This window comes from Photobacterium iliopiscarium (genome assembly GCF_003026395.1).
In the GTDB taxonomy this organism is placed as follows: domain Bacteria; phylum Pseudomonadota; class Gammaproteobacteria; order Enterobacterales; family Vibrionaceae; genus Photobacterium; species Photobacterium iliopiscarium.
Genome location: NZ_PYOO01000004.1, coordinates 13858 through 30329, shown reverse-complemented (window position 1 = coordinate 30329; position 16472 = coordinate 13858). Strand labels below are relative to the sequence as shown.

Sequence of the window (16472 nt, the reverse complement as noted above, 5' to 3'; positions counted from 1 at the left end):
TAATTATCAAAATAAAAACATAAAAACATAAAAAAAACCGAAAGCATAACACTTTCGGTTTTTTGTATTACTAACTGAATGTAAAAATCACATCACACACATTAAGCCGCCTTGGCTACTTTAGATGCACATGTCATCTTCCATGCCGCAACAGGACCACTTAATAGTGTTAATCCAATCAGCAATGAAACAGGCACCGCAGTAATAACAATAAAGGATTGCAGTGCATTTAAACCACCATCACCAGCAAGTAATAAAACCGCAGCTACTACACCCATGGTAATCGCCCAGAATAAGCGGTGCTTACTACTAGGTTCATTATCACCCGAAACGACCATCGCAATCGAGTATGCCATTGAGTCACCAGTTGTGACGACAAAGGTTGTGGTTAACACTAAAAACGCAGGTAATAAAATATAACTCATCGGTAAATTAGACAATGTCGCTAATAATACTGAAGGTAAACCACCATCACTTAATGGCCCTGAAATCATACCTGGGTTATTCAGTTCCAATGAAATACCTGTACCACCAAGCACTGCAAACCAAAAGTTAGTCGCAATGGGTGCGCCAACGGCAACACATAAGATTAAACTACGAATGCTACGGCCTTCTGAAATACGAGCAATAAAGATAGCCATCATCGGTGCAAAACCAATAAACCAGCCCCAGAAGAACCATGTCCACCATAAATTCCATTCAGGCTTCGCGGTCGTCAAACTCATTGTGCCCATATTCTGTAGATAACTGCCAAATGCAGATCCAAATTCTTTTAATAAGAACGTTGTTGGACCTAAGATTAACATTGCAGCTAACAGCACGAATGCACCGATAACATTAAGGCGTGATAACCACTGTAAGCCTTTATCCATTCCAGATGCCGCTGAAGCTGAATAAATAGCCACAACAACCGCTAATATAATAAGTTGAGATTGAGTATTGTTTTCTAAGCCAGTTAATAACTCAAGGCTATAACCTAACTGAGACGCTAAAAATCCAATCGGTCCAATAGTACCAGCCGCTACAGCAATAATTGAACATGCATCAATGACACTACCTAGCCAATGATTTTCTAAGCGATGACCAAAAAGTGGAAATAATAAAGCGCGAGGACGAAGTTTAATCCCATGCTCATGATGAGCATACATTAAAACAATCGTTGAAAGCGTACCGAGTACAGCCCAAGCAAGAAAGCCCCAATGTAAAAACGCTTGATCTAATGCTGGTGTTACAGCTGCAAGCGTACCGCCTTCTACACCAGGAAATGAGGGGGATGGTGTCATGAAATGATAAATAGGTTCAGCCGCTGACCAAAAAACGCCGCCACCAGCAAGAAGTGTACACATGATCATTGCTAGCCAACGGAAAGTACCAATGGTTGGTTTAGCAACACTGCCCATCACTTTTTTACCTAATGGACTAATCGCTACAACTAATGCTAGGAAAAAGTTAACAAGCATCAACCACTGCCAACTTGAACCAAACATTTGAGCAGCTGAACTAAATGATGTTTGAATCATTGAAGTAAAAGTGGGCATATCAATTAAAGCAGAAAGAACGAATAAGGTGATAAACCCAATCGTTAGAGCTGGAACGAGTTTATTGTCTAAACCTTTCAGTTCCATAACCATATTTGGTATTACATTGTTACTAATTTGACTTGTATTGCGTCGCATAAATGTCTCACGCTGTGTGTGAGGGAAGACACACTATCAGCATCCAAACTGTAACACCAGTTAAATTTCCCTATGATTTTCAACGAAAAAGAAATTAAACCTACTATTTTATTGGATTGTAATTTGAAAACAAAAACTTATAATTTGTCATACAAAACAACACATCGAGAAATAAAAATAATCATAACCATTAAATATACTCATTAATCTTTAATTAAAGAACATCAAAAAATAGTTACTGAACAAACAATTTCACGATTAACCAATGCAAACTTAGTTACCAATTTACTGTTTCAGTCATTTTAATGAGTGTGATATTTTGCGCAAATTCCCCTCTTTCTATGCCCTATAGTAGTTGCTGATTTTTAACGGTAATGTAGAGGTACATCATGAAGTCGACATTAATTTACGCCACTATGGCAATAACACTTTCGCCATCTGTTTTAGCCTGCACCACTATTTTAGTCGGTAATCAAGCCACAACCGATGGCAGTTATATTATTGCGAGAAATGCAGATCATAGCCCGTTAGTTAACCCACATTGGTTTAATCATCCCCACCAAACAAATACCCAAGGCACATTCAAATCTAACAGCAATGCGTTTACTTACCCTTTACCTGCAATCAGTCTGGCGTATAACAGCTTCTCCAAAGCAAAAACACATGACACTTCTTTTGGTTCAGCGGGCTTTAATGAACTTGGTATTGGAATGTCCGCCACTGAATCTATCTATAATAATCCCGTGATACTTGCGGTTGATCCTTATAATGAACAAACAGGCATTAATGAAGATTCGATTGTTAATGTTATTTTACCGCGGGTGCACTCAGCCAAGGAAGGTGTTCAACTCTTAGGTAACATTATTGAAAAAAAAGGAGCAGCAGAAGGATTTGGAGTGGCTTTTGTTGATAAAACAGGGATATGGTATTTAGAAACAGGCAGTGGTCATCAATGGATGGCAACCAAACTCGATAATAACGATTATTTTGTTTCTGCCAATCAAGGGCGATTACAACATTTTGATGCTAACAATACTGATAAATATCTTTCAAGCCCAACACTGATCAGTTTTGCTATTGCTCAAGGTGTATACAAACCAAAACAAGACGGTGAGTTTAATTTCCATAACGCCTATTCCGTCGATAACAGCAACGATCGTCTTTATAATTATCCACGCGTTTATACCTTACAACACATGTACAGCCATGGCATTAAAACAACCTTAACCAATCCATTAGCTTTCCCCGTCTTTGCAGTTCCAACTCATAAATTATCGGTTAATGATGTAAAACAAGGATTGCGGAATCATTATCAAGGTTCTTCACACGACCCTTATGCTAACGTCAACCCTAAAGAAACTTATCGTCCAATCTCTGTCTTTAGAACCTATCAATCTCATATTCTGCAAATTAAGCCAACATTACCTCAAGCTATTGGAGAAATCGCTTACATCGGTTGGGGAATGACAGATCTCACCCCTTACATCGCGTTTTATCAAGGTGCGAAAATTCCGGCTATTTATAAAACAGGCGTCGGCACCATAGCTGATAATACATCAGCCTATTGGCAGCTACGTAAAGTACAAACCCTTGCGATGACTGACTATAATCAGTTTGCACCAATGGTAAAAAAAGCTTATGCCGAATTTGAAAAGAAACAAACCGCACTCATGGCACAAACGCAAAAAGATTATTTAGCAATCTATAAAACTGATCCTCAAAAAGCACAAACGCTATTAAACAATTTTGAATTAACTGTTACTCATCAAGCAATGGCAACAGCAAGTAATCTCCAAAATAGAATTATTACCAAAATGACATCAGACACCAATGCAACTTACCCATTCAAAGGTGCTTAATTAACGCTATTGATTATTTATAATCGCGAAAAACAGAAAATAGAATAGAACAGCAAACATCGCGGGTTATAATTATCGCAGATATTAAAAAGGCAGCCTATTAAAGACTGCCTTTTCAATATTACACACCACAGGTTAATCAATAATTAAGTCGTACTGCGTACAATGATGATTCACAATATGTGTAATGGTTTGGCGAGGGATTTTTTGCCATGAATCAGAATGATCTAATGGTTCAGAAGCAAGAATCGTTTTATTTGTTGAGCACTGAATAAAAACAGGGGGTGGTTGATGATCAGAGCTATAACGCACCACCCAAAATTGCTCACCATCAGAGATACAAAGCGACGTTTTTAATGGCCCTGTTATCGACTTATCTTCCATTGCTTGTTCAATTTCATATAACGTCTGATTAATCGCCGCAATGGGATCAATTCTTAAACCATTTTTAATCATCATTAAAAAGATTAATTCACTATCGGTTGTTCCAACCCGCTTTAAGAATAATTCTTCAGTTAATTGACGTACTAACGTGAATTTTACCTGATCAAAACCACTAATTTGACCATTATGCAAAAACATCCAATTATCAAGTACAAACGGATGACAATTGACACGTGAAACTTGAGAGCCTGTTGACTGGCGAATATGTGCCATAAAACGATGTGAACTAATATGGTGTGCTAGCGAACGTAAATTCTCATCACCCCATGCAGGTAAAATATCATGATAATAGCCAGGTAATGCACGATGAGAATACCAACCTAAACCAAAGCCATCGCCATTTGCACGAATAATGCGTTTTTTATTCGATTCGACACTTTGCTGAATTAATGAATGTTCAGGTTGATAAATTAATTCATCCAAATAGATACTGTCACCATGATAGGCTAACCATCGGGACATAATGTATTCCTTACTCAAAACAACACAGACTAAATGAGTTTCTTAATTTACCATGTACGACTACTAATCACTATGCTTCGTTTATCACAACCCACTTATTTCAATACATATATTCATTATAATAAAACAAAATAACGCACTCACTGATTTATAACCTAAACATTATATATCTGCGTTATGGGCATTGTTTACAAGTCGCTGATAGCTATTTTTATCACCAGAATGTTATACCATCACTCCAAGTTCATTAAGCGCTAAACGGCATTGATCTACATTTTCAAAATGGATCCCATACAAACCAACGTGTTGTGCACCTTCAATATTTTTTAAAACATCATCGATAAATACACTCTCATTAGCCGTAAGTTGATAACGAGCAAGTAAACAATGATAAATATCTGGATTAGGCTTTAAACAACCCACCTCAGCCGAAATAATGGCACCATCAAATAACGGCCAAAAATTATATCTCTGCTGTAAAGTTTCAACAATTTCAATAACATTATCTGTTAATGCATAGACATTATATCCAGTATCTTTCACTGTTTTTAATAACGCTTGCATACCATATATTTGAATCTGAGTTTCTTTAATATAATAAAATAGAGCTTCAACTTGCTGAAATGAAAATGCTAACTGTTGCTGATATGCCAATTTAGCTTGTGATTCTGTTAGCTCACCCTTATTTAATTGTTGCCACAAATCGGAGAAAAAAATACGTTTCGCATACTCGGTCGTGTCTACTTGCTCACCAAAAGTAAGTTTTACTATTTCCAGTGGTGACCACCTCACTAAAACATTACCGATATCAAAGATAACATTTTTAATCTTGGGTTGATTCATCATATTTCCATATTATAAATAAGTCATTATTACTCATTATCTTATCAATATTTATTAAAGAATAAACAATTATAATCACAGTTCTTGGTAACCATAAAAATAAAAAAGGTCACTCGAAAGTGACCTTTAATAAACCATAATAACGATTAACCTAATTGCTGCTCAATCTGATCCGCTTTAATAAACTTATCATGCGTTGCTAATTGAGCTTGATAACATTGAATATTCGGATAATTAACGATCATGCCGTTATTTTGCAGTATTTCAGCAATAAACGACATCATGATATCAGCACCAGTAAGTCGCTCTTCAACTAAATAGGTTTTGCCTTCAAGGTTCTGCTCAAAATAACCAATAACCTTTTCAGCTTCAACGTCCGCATAGCCTTCTAAGAAATTAGTTTTCGCGCCATCTTTAGCAACAAACATCTTTAATAATAACGGTAAAATAGCCGAACTTTCAGCGAAATGAAGCCATTGTAAATATTCAATATAAGCTGGCGTTCCTGCTTTAGGTGCTAAATTAGGGTTATAGGTCTGAATTAAATATTCAGTAATAGCGCCAGATTCAGCAATCACCGCCCCATTGTCTTCAATAACTGGCGATTTTCCAAGTGGGTGAATATTTTTCAATTCTGGCGGCGCTAAAAAAGTAACAGCGTCACGTAAATAAGGCTTAACCTCATACGCTAAGCCGAGCTCTTCTAATAACCAAATAATGCGTTTTGAACGTGATTTATTTAAGTGATGTAGTGTGATCATTATATACCTGCCGTATTATTGAGCTTGATTGGTTTGAATAACAAGTTTGCCAAAGTTCTTACCGTCTAATAAGCCAATAAACGCTTGAGGTGCATTTTCTAACCCTTGCACTAAATCTTCACGATAATGGATTTTACCTTCCGCTAACCACTGGCTCATCTCTGTTGCGAATTCATCATAACGATCAGCATAGTCATCAAAGATAATAAAGCCTTGCATCTTAATACGCTTAACTAATAGCGTGCCCATTAACATCGACATGCGATCAGGCCCTTGGGGTAATTCAGTGGCATTATATTGAGAAATCAAACCACATAGTGGAATTCGAGCGCCCGTATTAAGTAGTGGTAATACTGCATCAAAGACTTTACCACCGACATTTTCATAATAAATATCAATGCCGTTATCACAAGCAGCTGCTAGTTGTGCCGCAAAATCATCAGCTTTGTGATCAATGCAATCATCAAAACCTAGCACGTCTTTGGCATAGCGACATTTTTCTTCACCACCAGCAACACCCACAACGCGACAACCTTTAATTTTACCAATTTGACCCACCATTGAGCCCACAGCGCCAGTTGCTGCTGCTACAACAATTGTGTCACCCAGCTTAGGTTTACCAATATCAAGCAAACCCATGTAAGCGGTGAAACCTGGCATTCCCATCACACCCAACGCATAAGATGGATGTGTTGGCTGCATACCCAATTTAATTAAGCCGTCACCATTTGAAACGGCATAATCTTGCCAACCTGAATACGATAACACCCACTCACCTTGTGCAAAATCAGCATGATTAGACTGCTCAATTTGACATACCGTACCACCAACCATAATCTCACCGACAGCAACAGGCTCAGCATAAGACTTAGCATCACTCATACGACCACGCATATAAGGGTCTAATGATAAATACACACTACGCAGTAAAATCTCCCCTTCAGCTATCGCTGGAATAGCGGTTTGTTCTAAACGAAAATTATCAGCTGTTGGAGCACCAACAGGGCGAGATGCTAATACGATTTTGCGGTTTACGTTTGTCATTGAGCTATCCTTTTCTTTTTTATTAAATATTAGACCAGTCGTCTAGCGCAGAGTTTTAAAAAATCCCATCATAAAATAATGGGATAATTAATAAGTAACCGTCACTAAACCACGGGTTGTAGCTGAGCTTTCGTTGTTACTAACGCTTGTTGTAATACTGTGATGTCTTGGCTCAGTTTATAAAACAAACTCGCTCCAAGCCATAATTGATATAATGTCTGAGCCGTTAATTGACTGTCTGTTACCGTAATTGAACCATCTTTAATACCATCATCAATGCATGACGCAATTAAATTCACAATGCTGTAAGCCCCTTTTTTTAAGGCCTCGCGCATCGGTTCAGACAAATCAGAGACTTCAGCACTGAGCTTAACCACCACACATTTATTGGCATTACAGGTGCCATTATCAATGATTAACCAACGTGAGAAATAATCAGTTACACGCTCAAAGCCCGTTCCAGTACCTTGTACTAAAATAGCGCTAACGTGTTCTAAATACTGCTCAAAATAGTGTTGAATTAACGCCTCACCAAATTGCTCTTTTGACTTGAAATAATGATAAAAAGAACCTTTTGGTACCGCTGCTGTTTTTAAAATTTCAGACAGGCCAACATTTGTGAATCCCTTGGTCACCACAAGTTGGTAACCAATATCTAAAATATGCTGACGTGTATCGTTTGTTTTTGTTTTCATACAGTAACTATAAACTCAACTAGACCAGTCGTCTAGTCTTGTGGCCTCTTATTTTAAATAGCACGGTTACTGCTGGTAATGAATATCTTGTTTCTATCTCATTTATAACGACGGATATTAATAGACATACAGCGCCGAACACGTATGATCGTCAGTAATTAGCAAAACACCTGTATTACACTGTCAATTGGAATATCGTTTTGATTAGAGAAAATGTTTTTACCCCTTTTGCATCTTGGAGTAAGCCTTTAGTTTCTGAAGTTGCAGAAGCAATTAACCTATTGAAAGATAATGGTTATGATAACAAACAACTTACATTAGCAACTGGTTTACAAGAAAAAAACATCTGTAATTGGACGGCTAAATATAAAAAAGAGCCATTAGATGTTTCTTCAATTCCTTACCCTTGCTGGTGTTTTATTGCCGCACTGATTGGCCGACCAAACATCGCAACCAATGGTAAAGTAATTGAAGTTGAAGAAATCAAACGTGTATTACGCTTATTTAAGCCATCTGCATTTGGCAGTCAAAATACGTTTGTTTGCCCGACTAGCGATCAGTTTGCTAAATTGATCGACAGTGGTTTATTTGCAGAAATGACTACTGAAAATATCGCGGCATTATTTAACTGGAAACCAGAAAACGTCACCGACAGTTTACGTGCAGGTAAATTACCTTACTTAAACTGGTGCCTTATCATGATGATGTTTGGCATTAACATTCAAAAAATGGCGTTAAAAGACTTGGACACTGAGATTACTATTAACCAGTGATCCTCGCTGTTACTCGCTTAAACATACGCCTTGTGATTGGTATTTACTCATAAGGCGTTGTTAATTTATTAATATCCAAACCAGTAATAACTTGATTCATCGTAATACCTGATTAAAATAGTCGATTATTATCGCAGTCAGGATCTCACGACACATGCCAACGACAACCTACCATTTGGCGTTAAAACCTACCACCTTATTTACGCTCTATTGCATTATCTTCCTTGGCTCTGCGGGCTTTTTTATTACGATCCCAGCGTATGTGAGTTTATTTTTAACTGATCACTCACTTGCTATCGCACAAAATATGCCAATCGAACAACGTCGTACTTTATTTGGTACGGTAATGTCAGCCGCTCCTTTTATCTCCATGTTTTTTACCCCACTCATTGCCCGTTTTGCTGACCGCTTTAGCCGTAAAGTAACCATGGTCTTATGTTTGATCATTGCTGCGATTGGTTTTGCGATGCCTATCTATGCCATTGTGATCGGATCTATTGCATTATTATTTGCAGGTAACATGATCAATAGCCTTGGCTCTGCTAGCCAGCCGATTGCACAAGCGATTCTTGCTGATAATAGCCGAGGCAAAACCAAAGCGACATTAATGAGTATGGTGGCGATCGTAATGACAGCGGCTATGTCATTTGGGCCAGCATTAGGCAGTAAATTATCAGCAACCTATGGCACTCAAGCACCATTTTACGCTTGTCTTATTATTGCTATCTTTTGTTTAATACTACTAAATCTTGTTCGGTTACCACCACAAATTACCTTACACAATGAAAATCCACTCTCTTTTGTTGCCCCATTAAAACGTAGCCAACCGGGCTTATTGGCTTGTTTAGCGATCGTTTTTATTTGCCAGTTTAGTTGGAGTTTATACTTTCAAAATATCGCGTTTATTTTCCCTCAAAAATGGGGCATTAGTGTAGAAAGCAGCTTCTACCAATATTTTATGATGGCGATTGGTGTGGTCATGATCTGTTCGTTATTATTTCTTCCTCGGCTGATTTTAGCGCGTATTAACGTACTCTCAGCATTACGGATCACGACCCTATTTGCTGCGATTGGTATGATTTTATTAGCAATAACGCCTACACCCAATACACATATTGCCGCAATGATTTTTACCGCCGTTATGGTGGCGATCTCCTTTCCTTTTTACATTACGGCATTATCAGATAGAGCCAGTGAAGCGGATCAAGGTTGGGTTATGGCAATGTCGAGTGCAATGGTAGGCCTTGCGTGGACATTAAGTGGCTATTTAACCAGTGTATTTGTCAATATTGATTTAATTCTACCGACAGCAATTGCCGCCGTCGGTTATGTAATTGCGATGATTATCGTCCCTAAAAAGGCAGCAACGCTCGTTACAGTGGCTAATTAAGATGATGAATATGACAACAGACATGACACCATTAATCAGTGCACTTCAAGCTCATCAATTTCATGCGGTGATCCCAGAGCCACTTCAATTTGGGCGTGGACTCATTGTTGATCTTTCCCCTACTAGTGCGCTTTGGCAAAGTGTTAGCGCCAATCACAGTTTTGCTGATGAAATAGCCCGTCAGTCAACAGCCATGAACGCACAAATAGTGATTGGGCGTTATGCAGAACAACGGCTAATTTATCAAGATAAAGCGAATTTTAGTGACAGTAAAAATCGTACTGTTCATATGGGAATCGATTTGGGTGTCCCCTCTTTAACCCCCGTATTTGCACCGCTTGATGGTAAAATCCATAGTATGGCTAATCACCAAAATGAAGGTGATTATGGCCCCACTATTATTTTACGCCACCAGCTTAAGGGAATAGACTTTTTTACTTTATATGGTCATCTTCACCAAGCTGCGCATACGCAATGGCACGTAGGCGATCATATACAAGCAGGTCAACAATTTACGGCTATCGGCACCACAGCAGAAAATGGTGGTTGGGCTCCGCACCTTCATTTACAAATCATTGAGAATATGGGAACCAACACTGACGATTATATTGGCGTTGTTGATCCCGCTGAGTTAGATTTTTACTTACGTAACTGCCCCAATCCTAACTTGATATTGAAACGCTCTGATCTTAATTAAAAATTAACGGCTAAAGCTTAAATCGCATATTGATAAATACATGATATGCGATTTAAATTTTATGCTTAATATACCGACAATAATCTCGGCATTATTTTCTAACGCTATCAAGCCAGCTATACACCGTTTCTAAGGTTTCATAAGACGGTAAACGATTATTTCGCGCTTGAATTTGATCGACAGTATACGTTTCACTTGCACGTCCACTGGCTAAATAATGCCGCTTTAACCCTATAGTGACGCGTTCTGGCATATGCATTTTATACACTAAATACTCACCTTTAATAATCCGATGATGGTAAATAGCGACATAGTGATTTTGTTCTATACCTTCAAGCTCAAGCTGCTGATAATTTCGAATCGGTACAATATTACTATTGCCATCATAAGGAATCTCATACTCCTTGTCGCAACTTGGATCTGGTATAACTTTTGCTGTTTTTTGAGCAATTAGCCATCGATCATGTAACTTTTTCAATTCATCATACGATGTAACAGCATGAATACGTCGCACTGAATCAACATCAAGCACACGATAACCTAACTGAAACACATCCGATAATATCTGATTAATTCGCAGTCGTTCTCGCGGTGACGCTTTAATTAAATAAAAGCCTAATTTTGTGCCCGTTAATGTTGGCCACTGTAAATATACTTGCAACGTTAAGGTGGTGATCGCTGAATAATGGCGAAACAGTTTAAATGTCATCATTTCAGGATCGAGCAAACGATGGATCACAATCACCACTGAACGGGTAGAAAAGTCACTTTGAATACGATCAATAAAACGCAATGCTGAACGGCACGATGCTAAGCCTAAATGAGCTAAAATCTTACGTTGACCTAATTCGCATAAAGCTAACACTTGTTCATGATCTAATGGATAACGTTCACACATTAGATAAAGCAACATTGGTCGCTGGGCTAATAAATGGCGGGCTTTATCACTCATTGCCGCCATTTTGAGCATATACACACCAAGATCAGCGTAAGCACGGGCTTTATCAACCAATCCTGCGGGAATGCTTTCAATCCACGCCTTGCCGCCAGCCAGTGATTCAATATGTTCGATATAAAATGAACAACTACCTTCTAATAACTCACGGTGTCCATCACGATAAGCGCGGTACATAATCAAACCATCTCGCCAATCGTAAAACTCCAGTACAAATGGAAAGAAAGTCAATGTCTCATCAAACGATAAGATCAATGGTGTTGAAATATGAGTAGACTGATGTTCAGTACAACAAACAGGCATAGATGTCCCTATTAATCTGTTATTCCTCCCTCATAATAACAATAATGGCTATCTCAGTATTAACAGCATTATTGTTATAATTGCCAAGCCTATCATGACTTATTAATATGAATATTCAACTTAAAAAATATCAAGATGAGAGCTTTGCATAAGATATATATTCTACAATATTACAGGTTATTTAAATGTTTATTTGGCGTTAAATCTTCGCAAAAAATGAGCCAATTATAACAAATATCCATTTTACCGCTGTTATTATAAAAATATAACGTGTTTAAAAATTACGATTTGAATTCAAGCATAAAATTAAGGGGCGTAAATCCTGTTTTTTGACGAAAGAAACTAATAAAAGCACTATCATTCGCAAAACCTAATCGATATGAAACATCAGAAATACGCTGCTGTTGTGATAATAATTCAATGGCGGCTAACAACCGCCATTGTTGACGCCAACTTTGATATGGCATTGCCGTTTCTTTATTAAAAATACGGGTAATGGTTTTCTGGCTCGCCCCTACCAACAGGCTAAGATCAGCTAACGTCGGTGCGATAAAATCGGGACAGTTAATCCCTTCAAGCCACTTAGCCAATCTAACATCACGAGGTAACGGCAGATTTAAATGACTTTCAGTAGCAAAATTAATCTCTTCTATCAATAGGTTAACTGCGTTTAATTGTTCATTATTAGGTTTATCAAACGACCACATCGACATTCTTTCAAGCAGTATCGCCATCAATGGATTAATATCAATAATCTTCATTTCACGACTAAGTTGTGACTGTAATGATGAGTCAAAATACAACGAACGGTAATGCGTAACATTGGTCATCTGCGCATTATGCAACATACCCGCTGGGATCCAAGCTGCGCGCATGGGGGGTAAAACACACTTAACGTCTTCAAGGGTGATCACCATACAACCATGATGCGAGAATAATAGTTGATCTTTATCATGCCGATGCTCGCCAGAATTATGATCACCGATATTCGCCGCTAGACCGATCACTAACCCGTCAAAGTCATTGGGACAAAATTGTTGACCATTTTCAATATATGCCATTACTGACGCCACCTGTCCTTAATTTAATATATATAGTCTTTATATTAATATAAGTTCAAAAATGAGCACCTTATAATAATTACCATGATGAAACAATACGTATATTCACGATAGCTATATTACGCATTAATAAAAAGAATAATTTTATCTTCTATTTTTAGAACAACATCATGGAATGTATAAAAATCATATGAATAACAATATTAATAAAATTTCTATACCATTAGCAGTGACATTATTAATGTTTCCGCAAATCATCGAAACTATGTATAGCCCAGCACTAACCTCCATTAAAACCCATTTTGGCGTCACGGGTTCAACCGCAGCACAAGGCATGTCAGTGTTCTTTATCGCGTTTGCTATTGGGGTCGTTTTTTGGGGCAGAATGTGCGACATCATTGGTCGACGTTATGCAACGCTTATTGGGTTAATCCTTTTTATTAGCTCAGCCATTATCACTTTATTTGCATCAACATTTACCTTGCTTCTGATCGGCTTTGGTTGTTGTGCCTTTGGAGCGGCAGTTGGCTCAGTCTGTACCCAAACTATCCTTCGTGATTGTTATCAAGGTGCAGAGCTCGGACGGGTATTTTCTATTATTGGGACATCCATAGGTATCAGCCCTATTATTGGCATGATAACGGGCAGTTGGTTAACCGTTAATGGCGGCTATAAATGGGTGTTTATCGGCATGATAATACTAACCAGTGGATTACTCTGTTGGAGCTTATTGCAATTACCCGAAACAAAACCGACTCAAACCCAACGAGATAGTTTGCTCTCTGTTGGCACCAAAATGCTGAAAGATCTTCATATTTGGTACATCATGTTAATGGTGGCTATCTTTAATATTGCATTATTTTCCTATTACAGCCTTGCCCCTTTTATGTTTGAAAAGTTACATGTCAGCATTAAATTATTCGGCTATACCAGCGCTGTACTGGCGTTAGGCTCAATCCTTGGCGCAATGCTTAATATGCGATTACTTCGTCGACACGTCATGTCACAAACTATCATCACCGCTGCATCTATCATACTGCTTATAAGTAGTGTTGGTGTTTATCTATTACAAACCTCAATTTGGTTTTTCTTACCGATGATTTTTATATCATTGTCATTTGGTTTAGCTTTACCTAACTTGTTAAGTACCGCATTAAATAACTACCGTGATCATTTAGGCACTGCTGGCGCATTACTGGGGTTATTTTATTATCTCATCATTGGGGCGGGTTTACATAAAGCGGCAATCGTGGGCGATCTTGGTATCACACTTATCGTCTGTGCCATCCTTGCGATAACACTGACACTCTTTCATTACATTAATAAGACGGTTTCAATAAGACCAACACGATAACCACCTAACGCTATTTACCCTCTCTTTCTTCGTTTATCTCACAGACAACTAAGCCGCAATAATGCGGCTTAGTTGTAAAATTAATTTACTTTATAGTATTCGAGTCGGTAGCTCTGGCAAATGAGTTCCCGTATTTAATGGGTAAATAATATATTCCCCATGAAATTTAACTTTCGATTTATAGTCAGTGATTTTAAACAACAAAATACTGTGTTGGTAAGCAATATCAATAAACTGTTGCACATTACCACGGATGTATAATGATAACGGTTTAACTAGCTCACCTTCATCATTGATTGCTGCTGCATATTGCGTAGAACAAACAACTAACGATGCTTTACCATCTGTGTGGTGACTCACTTTACGATTCACTTCGTATTCATTAGTCACTAGCCAATCTTGCTGCTCTAACGCGGTATAAAACGTTGTCATTACTGCTGATGTAATAGCAATTGATTGCCCTTGCTCATCAGTCACTTTAGCGTAAGTTTCAGCTAAACGTTCAAAATGCAGTTTTAGCTGTGCATTTTTACCCATTGTTCGTGATTGTTGCTGCCATTCCTGCAATGTTTTCACTACACAGCGATCAAAACTATGTTGTTTAAGTACTTTTGTTACCCAAGCACTTAAAAATATACTTTCACTGACAGGGTTCTTCTGTGCTTTACCTGTTGCTTGCGCTGCTTGTAAAGCGGTTAACCCACTACTAACTACATTGTAAATTTCATTAAAAAAAATGGTCATGATTTATTTCAAACAATCCAAAAATATCAAACCACAACACAGCCTCTAAGCTGTGCGTGCAAGGAACCAATAAAAACCAGCCGATAATATAGCACATGATGTCATGGTCAATGCCATTGGCCATGCATTACTATCAGGCATTAATGCAACAAGGCCACCGACAATAGAGCCAATACCAAATCGGAACGTTCCACCTAAAGAAGATGCAGTACCCGCCATTTGCGGATAACTTGATAATAAACACGCCATGGTGTTACTACCAATAGTAGAAAGTGTACCGATAAATAACGCAACAGGAATAACAACGCCCCATAACCCTAAACCTAGCCATTGCCCAATAAATAACAACACGCCAGCGGTCAATTGTATCGCTAACCCAAACCGTAGCATCCAATGGGTACCTTTGCGCTTCACAAAACGACCGTTGATGCTAGTAAATAGAATCATGCACAGAATGTTTAAACAAAAGTAATAACCGAAATTCTCAACACTAACACCATAAATATCAATATAAACGAAAGAGCCTGCGGTTAAGAACGTAAACATACCAGCAAAAGAAAAACCACTGCAACACACTAAGCCAAACGCAACCGGATTAGATAACAGCCGTTTGTAATTTTTAATAATTGATGATAAATGAAATGGGATCCGCTTTTCTTTCGGCAGTGTTTCTTTAATTTTAAATAAAATAGACACTAAAACGATGACAGCAAAAATCGCTAACGCCCAAAAAACAGCACGCCAACCAAACCACACAGAAAGATGACCACCCAAAACAGGGGCTATTAACGGTGCGATGGTCATCACTAACGTCACAAACGACATGGTGCGAGAGAACTCTTCGCGCTCAAACATATCACGCACAAGCGCACCAATAATAACCGCCGCCGCCGCACCCGCAAAACCTTGCGCCACACGCACAATGGTTAACTCAGTAATATTAGTACTTAATGCGCCTAAAATAGTTAACACTAAAAAGCTCACCGTTCCTGCAATAAGCATCGGACGGCGACCATAGCTATCAGCTAACGGGCCATGAATTAACTGACCAAAAGCAAAACCTGCGGTATACGCGGTTAAAGTAACTTGAACGGCACCAGAAGAAACTAAAAAATCTTTGGCAATATTTGGCATTGCCGGCAAATACATATCAATAGCAAAAGGTGTTAAAGCGGCAATTGCACCGAGAATGAGAATGAGCTGTAAACTCAATTTAGATGAGGCTTGTTGAGTCATAAAAGGTCTTTTTATAAAAATAACAACGATAGGCCAAATATAATTGCTATTAACGAGATAATAGCGTCATTGTACGCTAAAAAATGCGGATCATTCTTTCCTAATAGGAAATAAAAAAAGTCTAACTTGTCTTAATTAAGAGAATAATAATCGTTGGGTATCTAATTATAAAAAA

General features: G+C 38.1%; 15 protein-coding genes. 5 read left to right on the top strand and 10 right to left on the bottom strand.

The window, feature by feature from the left end; genetic code table 11:
- Window positions 1-101: 101 nt before the first annotated feature.
- Complete coding sequence (locus C9J51_RS07790) at window positions 102-1676, bottom strand: BCCT family transporter (RefSeq protein ID WP_045037419.1); 1575 nt, start codon at window positions 1674-1676, stop codon at window positions 102-104.
- Between the two features lie 389 nt (window positions 1677-2065).
- On the opposite strand from C9J51_RS07790, the gene C9J51_RS07785 reads away from it, so the two are divergent.
- Window positions 2066-3535, top strand: coding sequence for a C69 family dipeptidase (locus tag C9J51_RS07785; protein WP_045037420.1), 1470 nt, complete (start codon window positions 2066-2068; stop codon window positions 3533-3535).
- Between the two features lie 135 nt (window positions 3536-3670).
- Here the strand turns inward: C9J51_RS07785 and C9J51_RS07780 are convergent, their stop codons facing one another.
- The 5 genes from C9J51_RS07780 to C9J51_RS07760 all read right to left on the bottom strand — a co-directional run bounded on the left by C9J51_RS07780 (window position 3671) and on the right by C9J51_RS07760 (window position 7784).
- Window positions 3671-4441 (bottom strand): class II glutamine amidotransferase, encoded by a 771-nt coding sequence (locus tag C9J51_RS07780; protein WP_107236946.1) that lies wholly within the window; start codon window positions 4439-4441, stop codon window positions 3671-3673.
- 225 nt (window positions 4442-4666) lie between these two features.
- Window positions 4667-5284 (bottom strand): HAD family hydrolase, encoded by a 618-nt coding sequence (locus C9J51_RS07775; protein ID WP_045040509.1) that lies wholly within the window; start codon window positions 5282-5284, stop codon window positions 4667-4669.
- A gap of 146 nt (window positions 5285-5430) precedes the next feature.
- Complete coding sequence (locus C9J51_RS07770; RefSeq protein WP_045040510.1) at window positions 5431-6045, bottom strand: glutathione S-transferase family protein; 615 nt, start codon at window positions 6043-6045, stop codon at window positions 5431-5433.
- 15 nt (window positions 6046-6060) lie between these two features.
- On the bottom strand, window positions 6061-7089 hold the full coding sequence (locus tag C9J51_RS07765; protein ID WP_045040511.1) for an NADP-dependent oxidoreductase: 1029 nt from the start codon (window positions 7087-7089) through the stop codon (window positions 6061-6063).
- A 104-nt stretch (window positions 7090-7193) separates the two neighbouring features.
- Window positions 7194-7784 carry a TetR/AcrR family transcriptional regulator gene (locus tag C9J51_RS07760; protein ID WP_045040512.1) on the bottom strand — a complete coding sequence of 197 codons (591 nt, stop codon included), beginning with the start codon at window positions 7782-7784 and terminating at the stop codon, window positions 7194-7196.
- Window positions 7785-7984: 200 nt separating this feature from the next.
- On the opposite strand from C9J51_RS07760, the gene C9J51_RS07755 reads away from it, so the two are divergent.
- The 3 genes from C9J51_RS07755 to C9J51_RS07745 all read left to right on the top strand — a co-directional run bounded on the left by C9J51_RS07755 (window position 7985) and on the right by C9J51_RS07745 (window position 10644).
- The gene (locus tag C9J51_RS07755) at window positions 7985-8557 is read left to right on the top strand and encodes a hypothetical protein (protein ID WP_045037426.1); all 573 of its coding nucleotides are present in this window, start codon (window positions 7985-7987) and stop codon (window positions 8555-8557) included.
- Between the two features lie 154 nt (window positions 8558-8711).
- A complete protein-coding gene (locus C9J51_RS07750) occupies window positions 8712-9947 on the top strand; it encodes an MFS transporter (protein ID WP_107274952.1) in 1236 nt (411 codons plus the stop codon).
- Between the two features lie 10 nt (window positions 9948-9957).
- Window positions 9958-10644, top strand: a complete 687-nt coding sequence (locus C9J51_RS07745; protein ID WP_045040526.1) for a peptidoglycan DD-metalloendopeptidase family protein — start codon at window positions 9958-9960, stop codon at window positions 10642-10644.
- 91 nt (window positions 10645-10735) lie between these two features.
- On the opposite strand, the gene C9J51_RS07740 is transcribed toward C9J51_RS07745, so the two are convergent.
- Entirely contained in the window at window positions 10736-11902 is a 1167-nt protein-coding gene (locus C9J51_RS07740; RefSeq protein ID WP_045040513.1) for a PcfJ domain-containing protein, read from the bottom strand.
- 281 nt (window positions 11903-12183) lie between these two features.
- Entirely contained in the window at window positions 12184-12963 is a 780-nt protein-coding gene (locus tag C9J51_RS07735; RefSeq protein WP_045040514.1) for an AraC family transcriptional regulator, read from the bottom strand.
- A gap of 190 nt (window positions 12964-13153) precedes the next feature.
- On the opposite strand from C9J51_RS07735, the gene C9J51_RS07730 reads away from it, so the two are divergent.
- Window positions 13154-14317, top strand: a complete 1164-nt coding sequence (locus C9J51_RS07730) for a multidrug effflux MFS transporter (protein WP_107274951.1) — start codon at window positions 13154-13156, stop codon at window positions 14315-14317.
- A 90-nt stretch (window positions 14318-14407) separates the two neighbouring features.
- On the opposite strand, the gene C9J51_RS07725 is transcribed toward C9J51_RS07730, so the two are convergent.
- Complete coding sequence (locus C9J51_RS07725; protein WP_107274950.1) at window positions 14408-15061, bottom strand: DUF2913 family protein; 654 nt, start codon at window positions 15059-15061, stop codon at window positions 14408-14410.
- Between the two features lie 45 nt (window positions 15062-15106).
- Window positions 15107-16297, bottom strand: coding sequence for a Bcr/CflA family multidrug efflux MFS transporter (locus tag C9J51_RS07720; RefSeq protein ID WP_045040516.1), 1191 nt, complete (start codon window positions 16295-16297; stop codon window positions 15107-15109).
- Between the last annotated feature and the right edge of the window lie 175 nt (window positions 16298-16472).

Excerpts from the sequence above, each read along its gene's own strand:
- C9J51_RS07785 (WP_045037420.1), top strand. The coding sequence starts at position 2,066 with ATGAAGTCGACATTAATTTACGCCACTATGGCAATAACACTTTCGCCA.
- C9J51_RS07720 (WP_045040516.1), bottom strand. The coding sequence starts at position 16,297 with ATGACTCAACAAGCCTCATCTAAATTGAGTTTACAGCTCATTCTCATT.
- C9J51_RS07775 (WP_045040509.1), bottom strand. The coding sequence starts at position 5,284 with ATGAATCAACCCAAGATTAAAAATGTTATCTTTGATATCGGTAATGTT.
- C9J51_RS07790 (WP_045037419.1), bottom strand. The coding sequence starts at position 1,676 with ATGCGACGCAATACAAGTCAAATTAGTAACAATGTAATACCAAATATG.
- C9J51_RS07765 (WP_045040511.1), bottom strand. The coding sequence starts at position 7,089 with ATGACAAACGTAAACCGCAAAATCGTATTAGCATCTCGCCCTGTTGGT.
- C9J51_RS07735 (WP_045040514.1), bottom strand. The coding sequence starts at position 12,963 with ATGGCATATATTGAAAATGGTCAACAATTTTGTCCCAATGACTTTGAC.
- C9J51_RS07750 (WP_107274952.1), top strand. The coding sequence starts at position 8,712 with ATGCCAACGACAACCTACCATTTGGCGTTAAAACCTACCACCTTATTT.
- C9J51_RS07760 (WP_045040512.1), bottom strand. The coding sequence starts at position 7,784 with ATGAAAACAAAAACAAACGATACACGTCAGCATATTTTAGATATTGGT.
- C9J51_RS07740 (WP_045040513.1), bottom strand. The coding sequence starts at position 11,902 with ATGCCTGTTTGTTGTACTGAACATCAGTCTACTCATATTTCAACACCA.
- C9J51_RS07770 (WP_045040510.1), bottom strand. The coding sequence starts at position 6,045 with ATGATCACACTACATCACTTAAATAAATCACGTTCAAAACGCATTATT.
- C9J51_RS07730 (WP_107274951.1), top strand. The coding sequence starts at position 13,154 with ATGAATAACAATATTAATAAAATTTCTATACCATTAGCAGTGACATTA.
- C9J51_RS07725 (WP_107274950.1), bottom strand. The coding sequence starts at position 15,061 with ATGACCATTTTTTTTAATGAAATTTACAATGTAGTTAGTAGTGGGTTA.
- C9J51_RS07780 (WP_107236946.1), bottom strand. The coding sequence starts at position 4,441 with ATGTCCCGATGGTTAGCCTATCATGGTGACAGTATCTATTTGGATGAA.
- C9J51_RS07745 (WP_045040526.1), top strand. The coding sequence starts at position 9,958 with ATGACAACAGACATGACACCATTAATCAGTGCACTTCAAGCTCATCAA.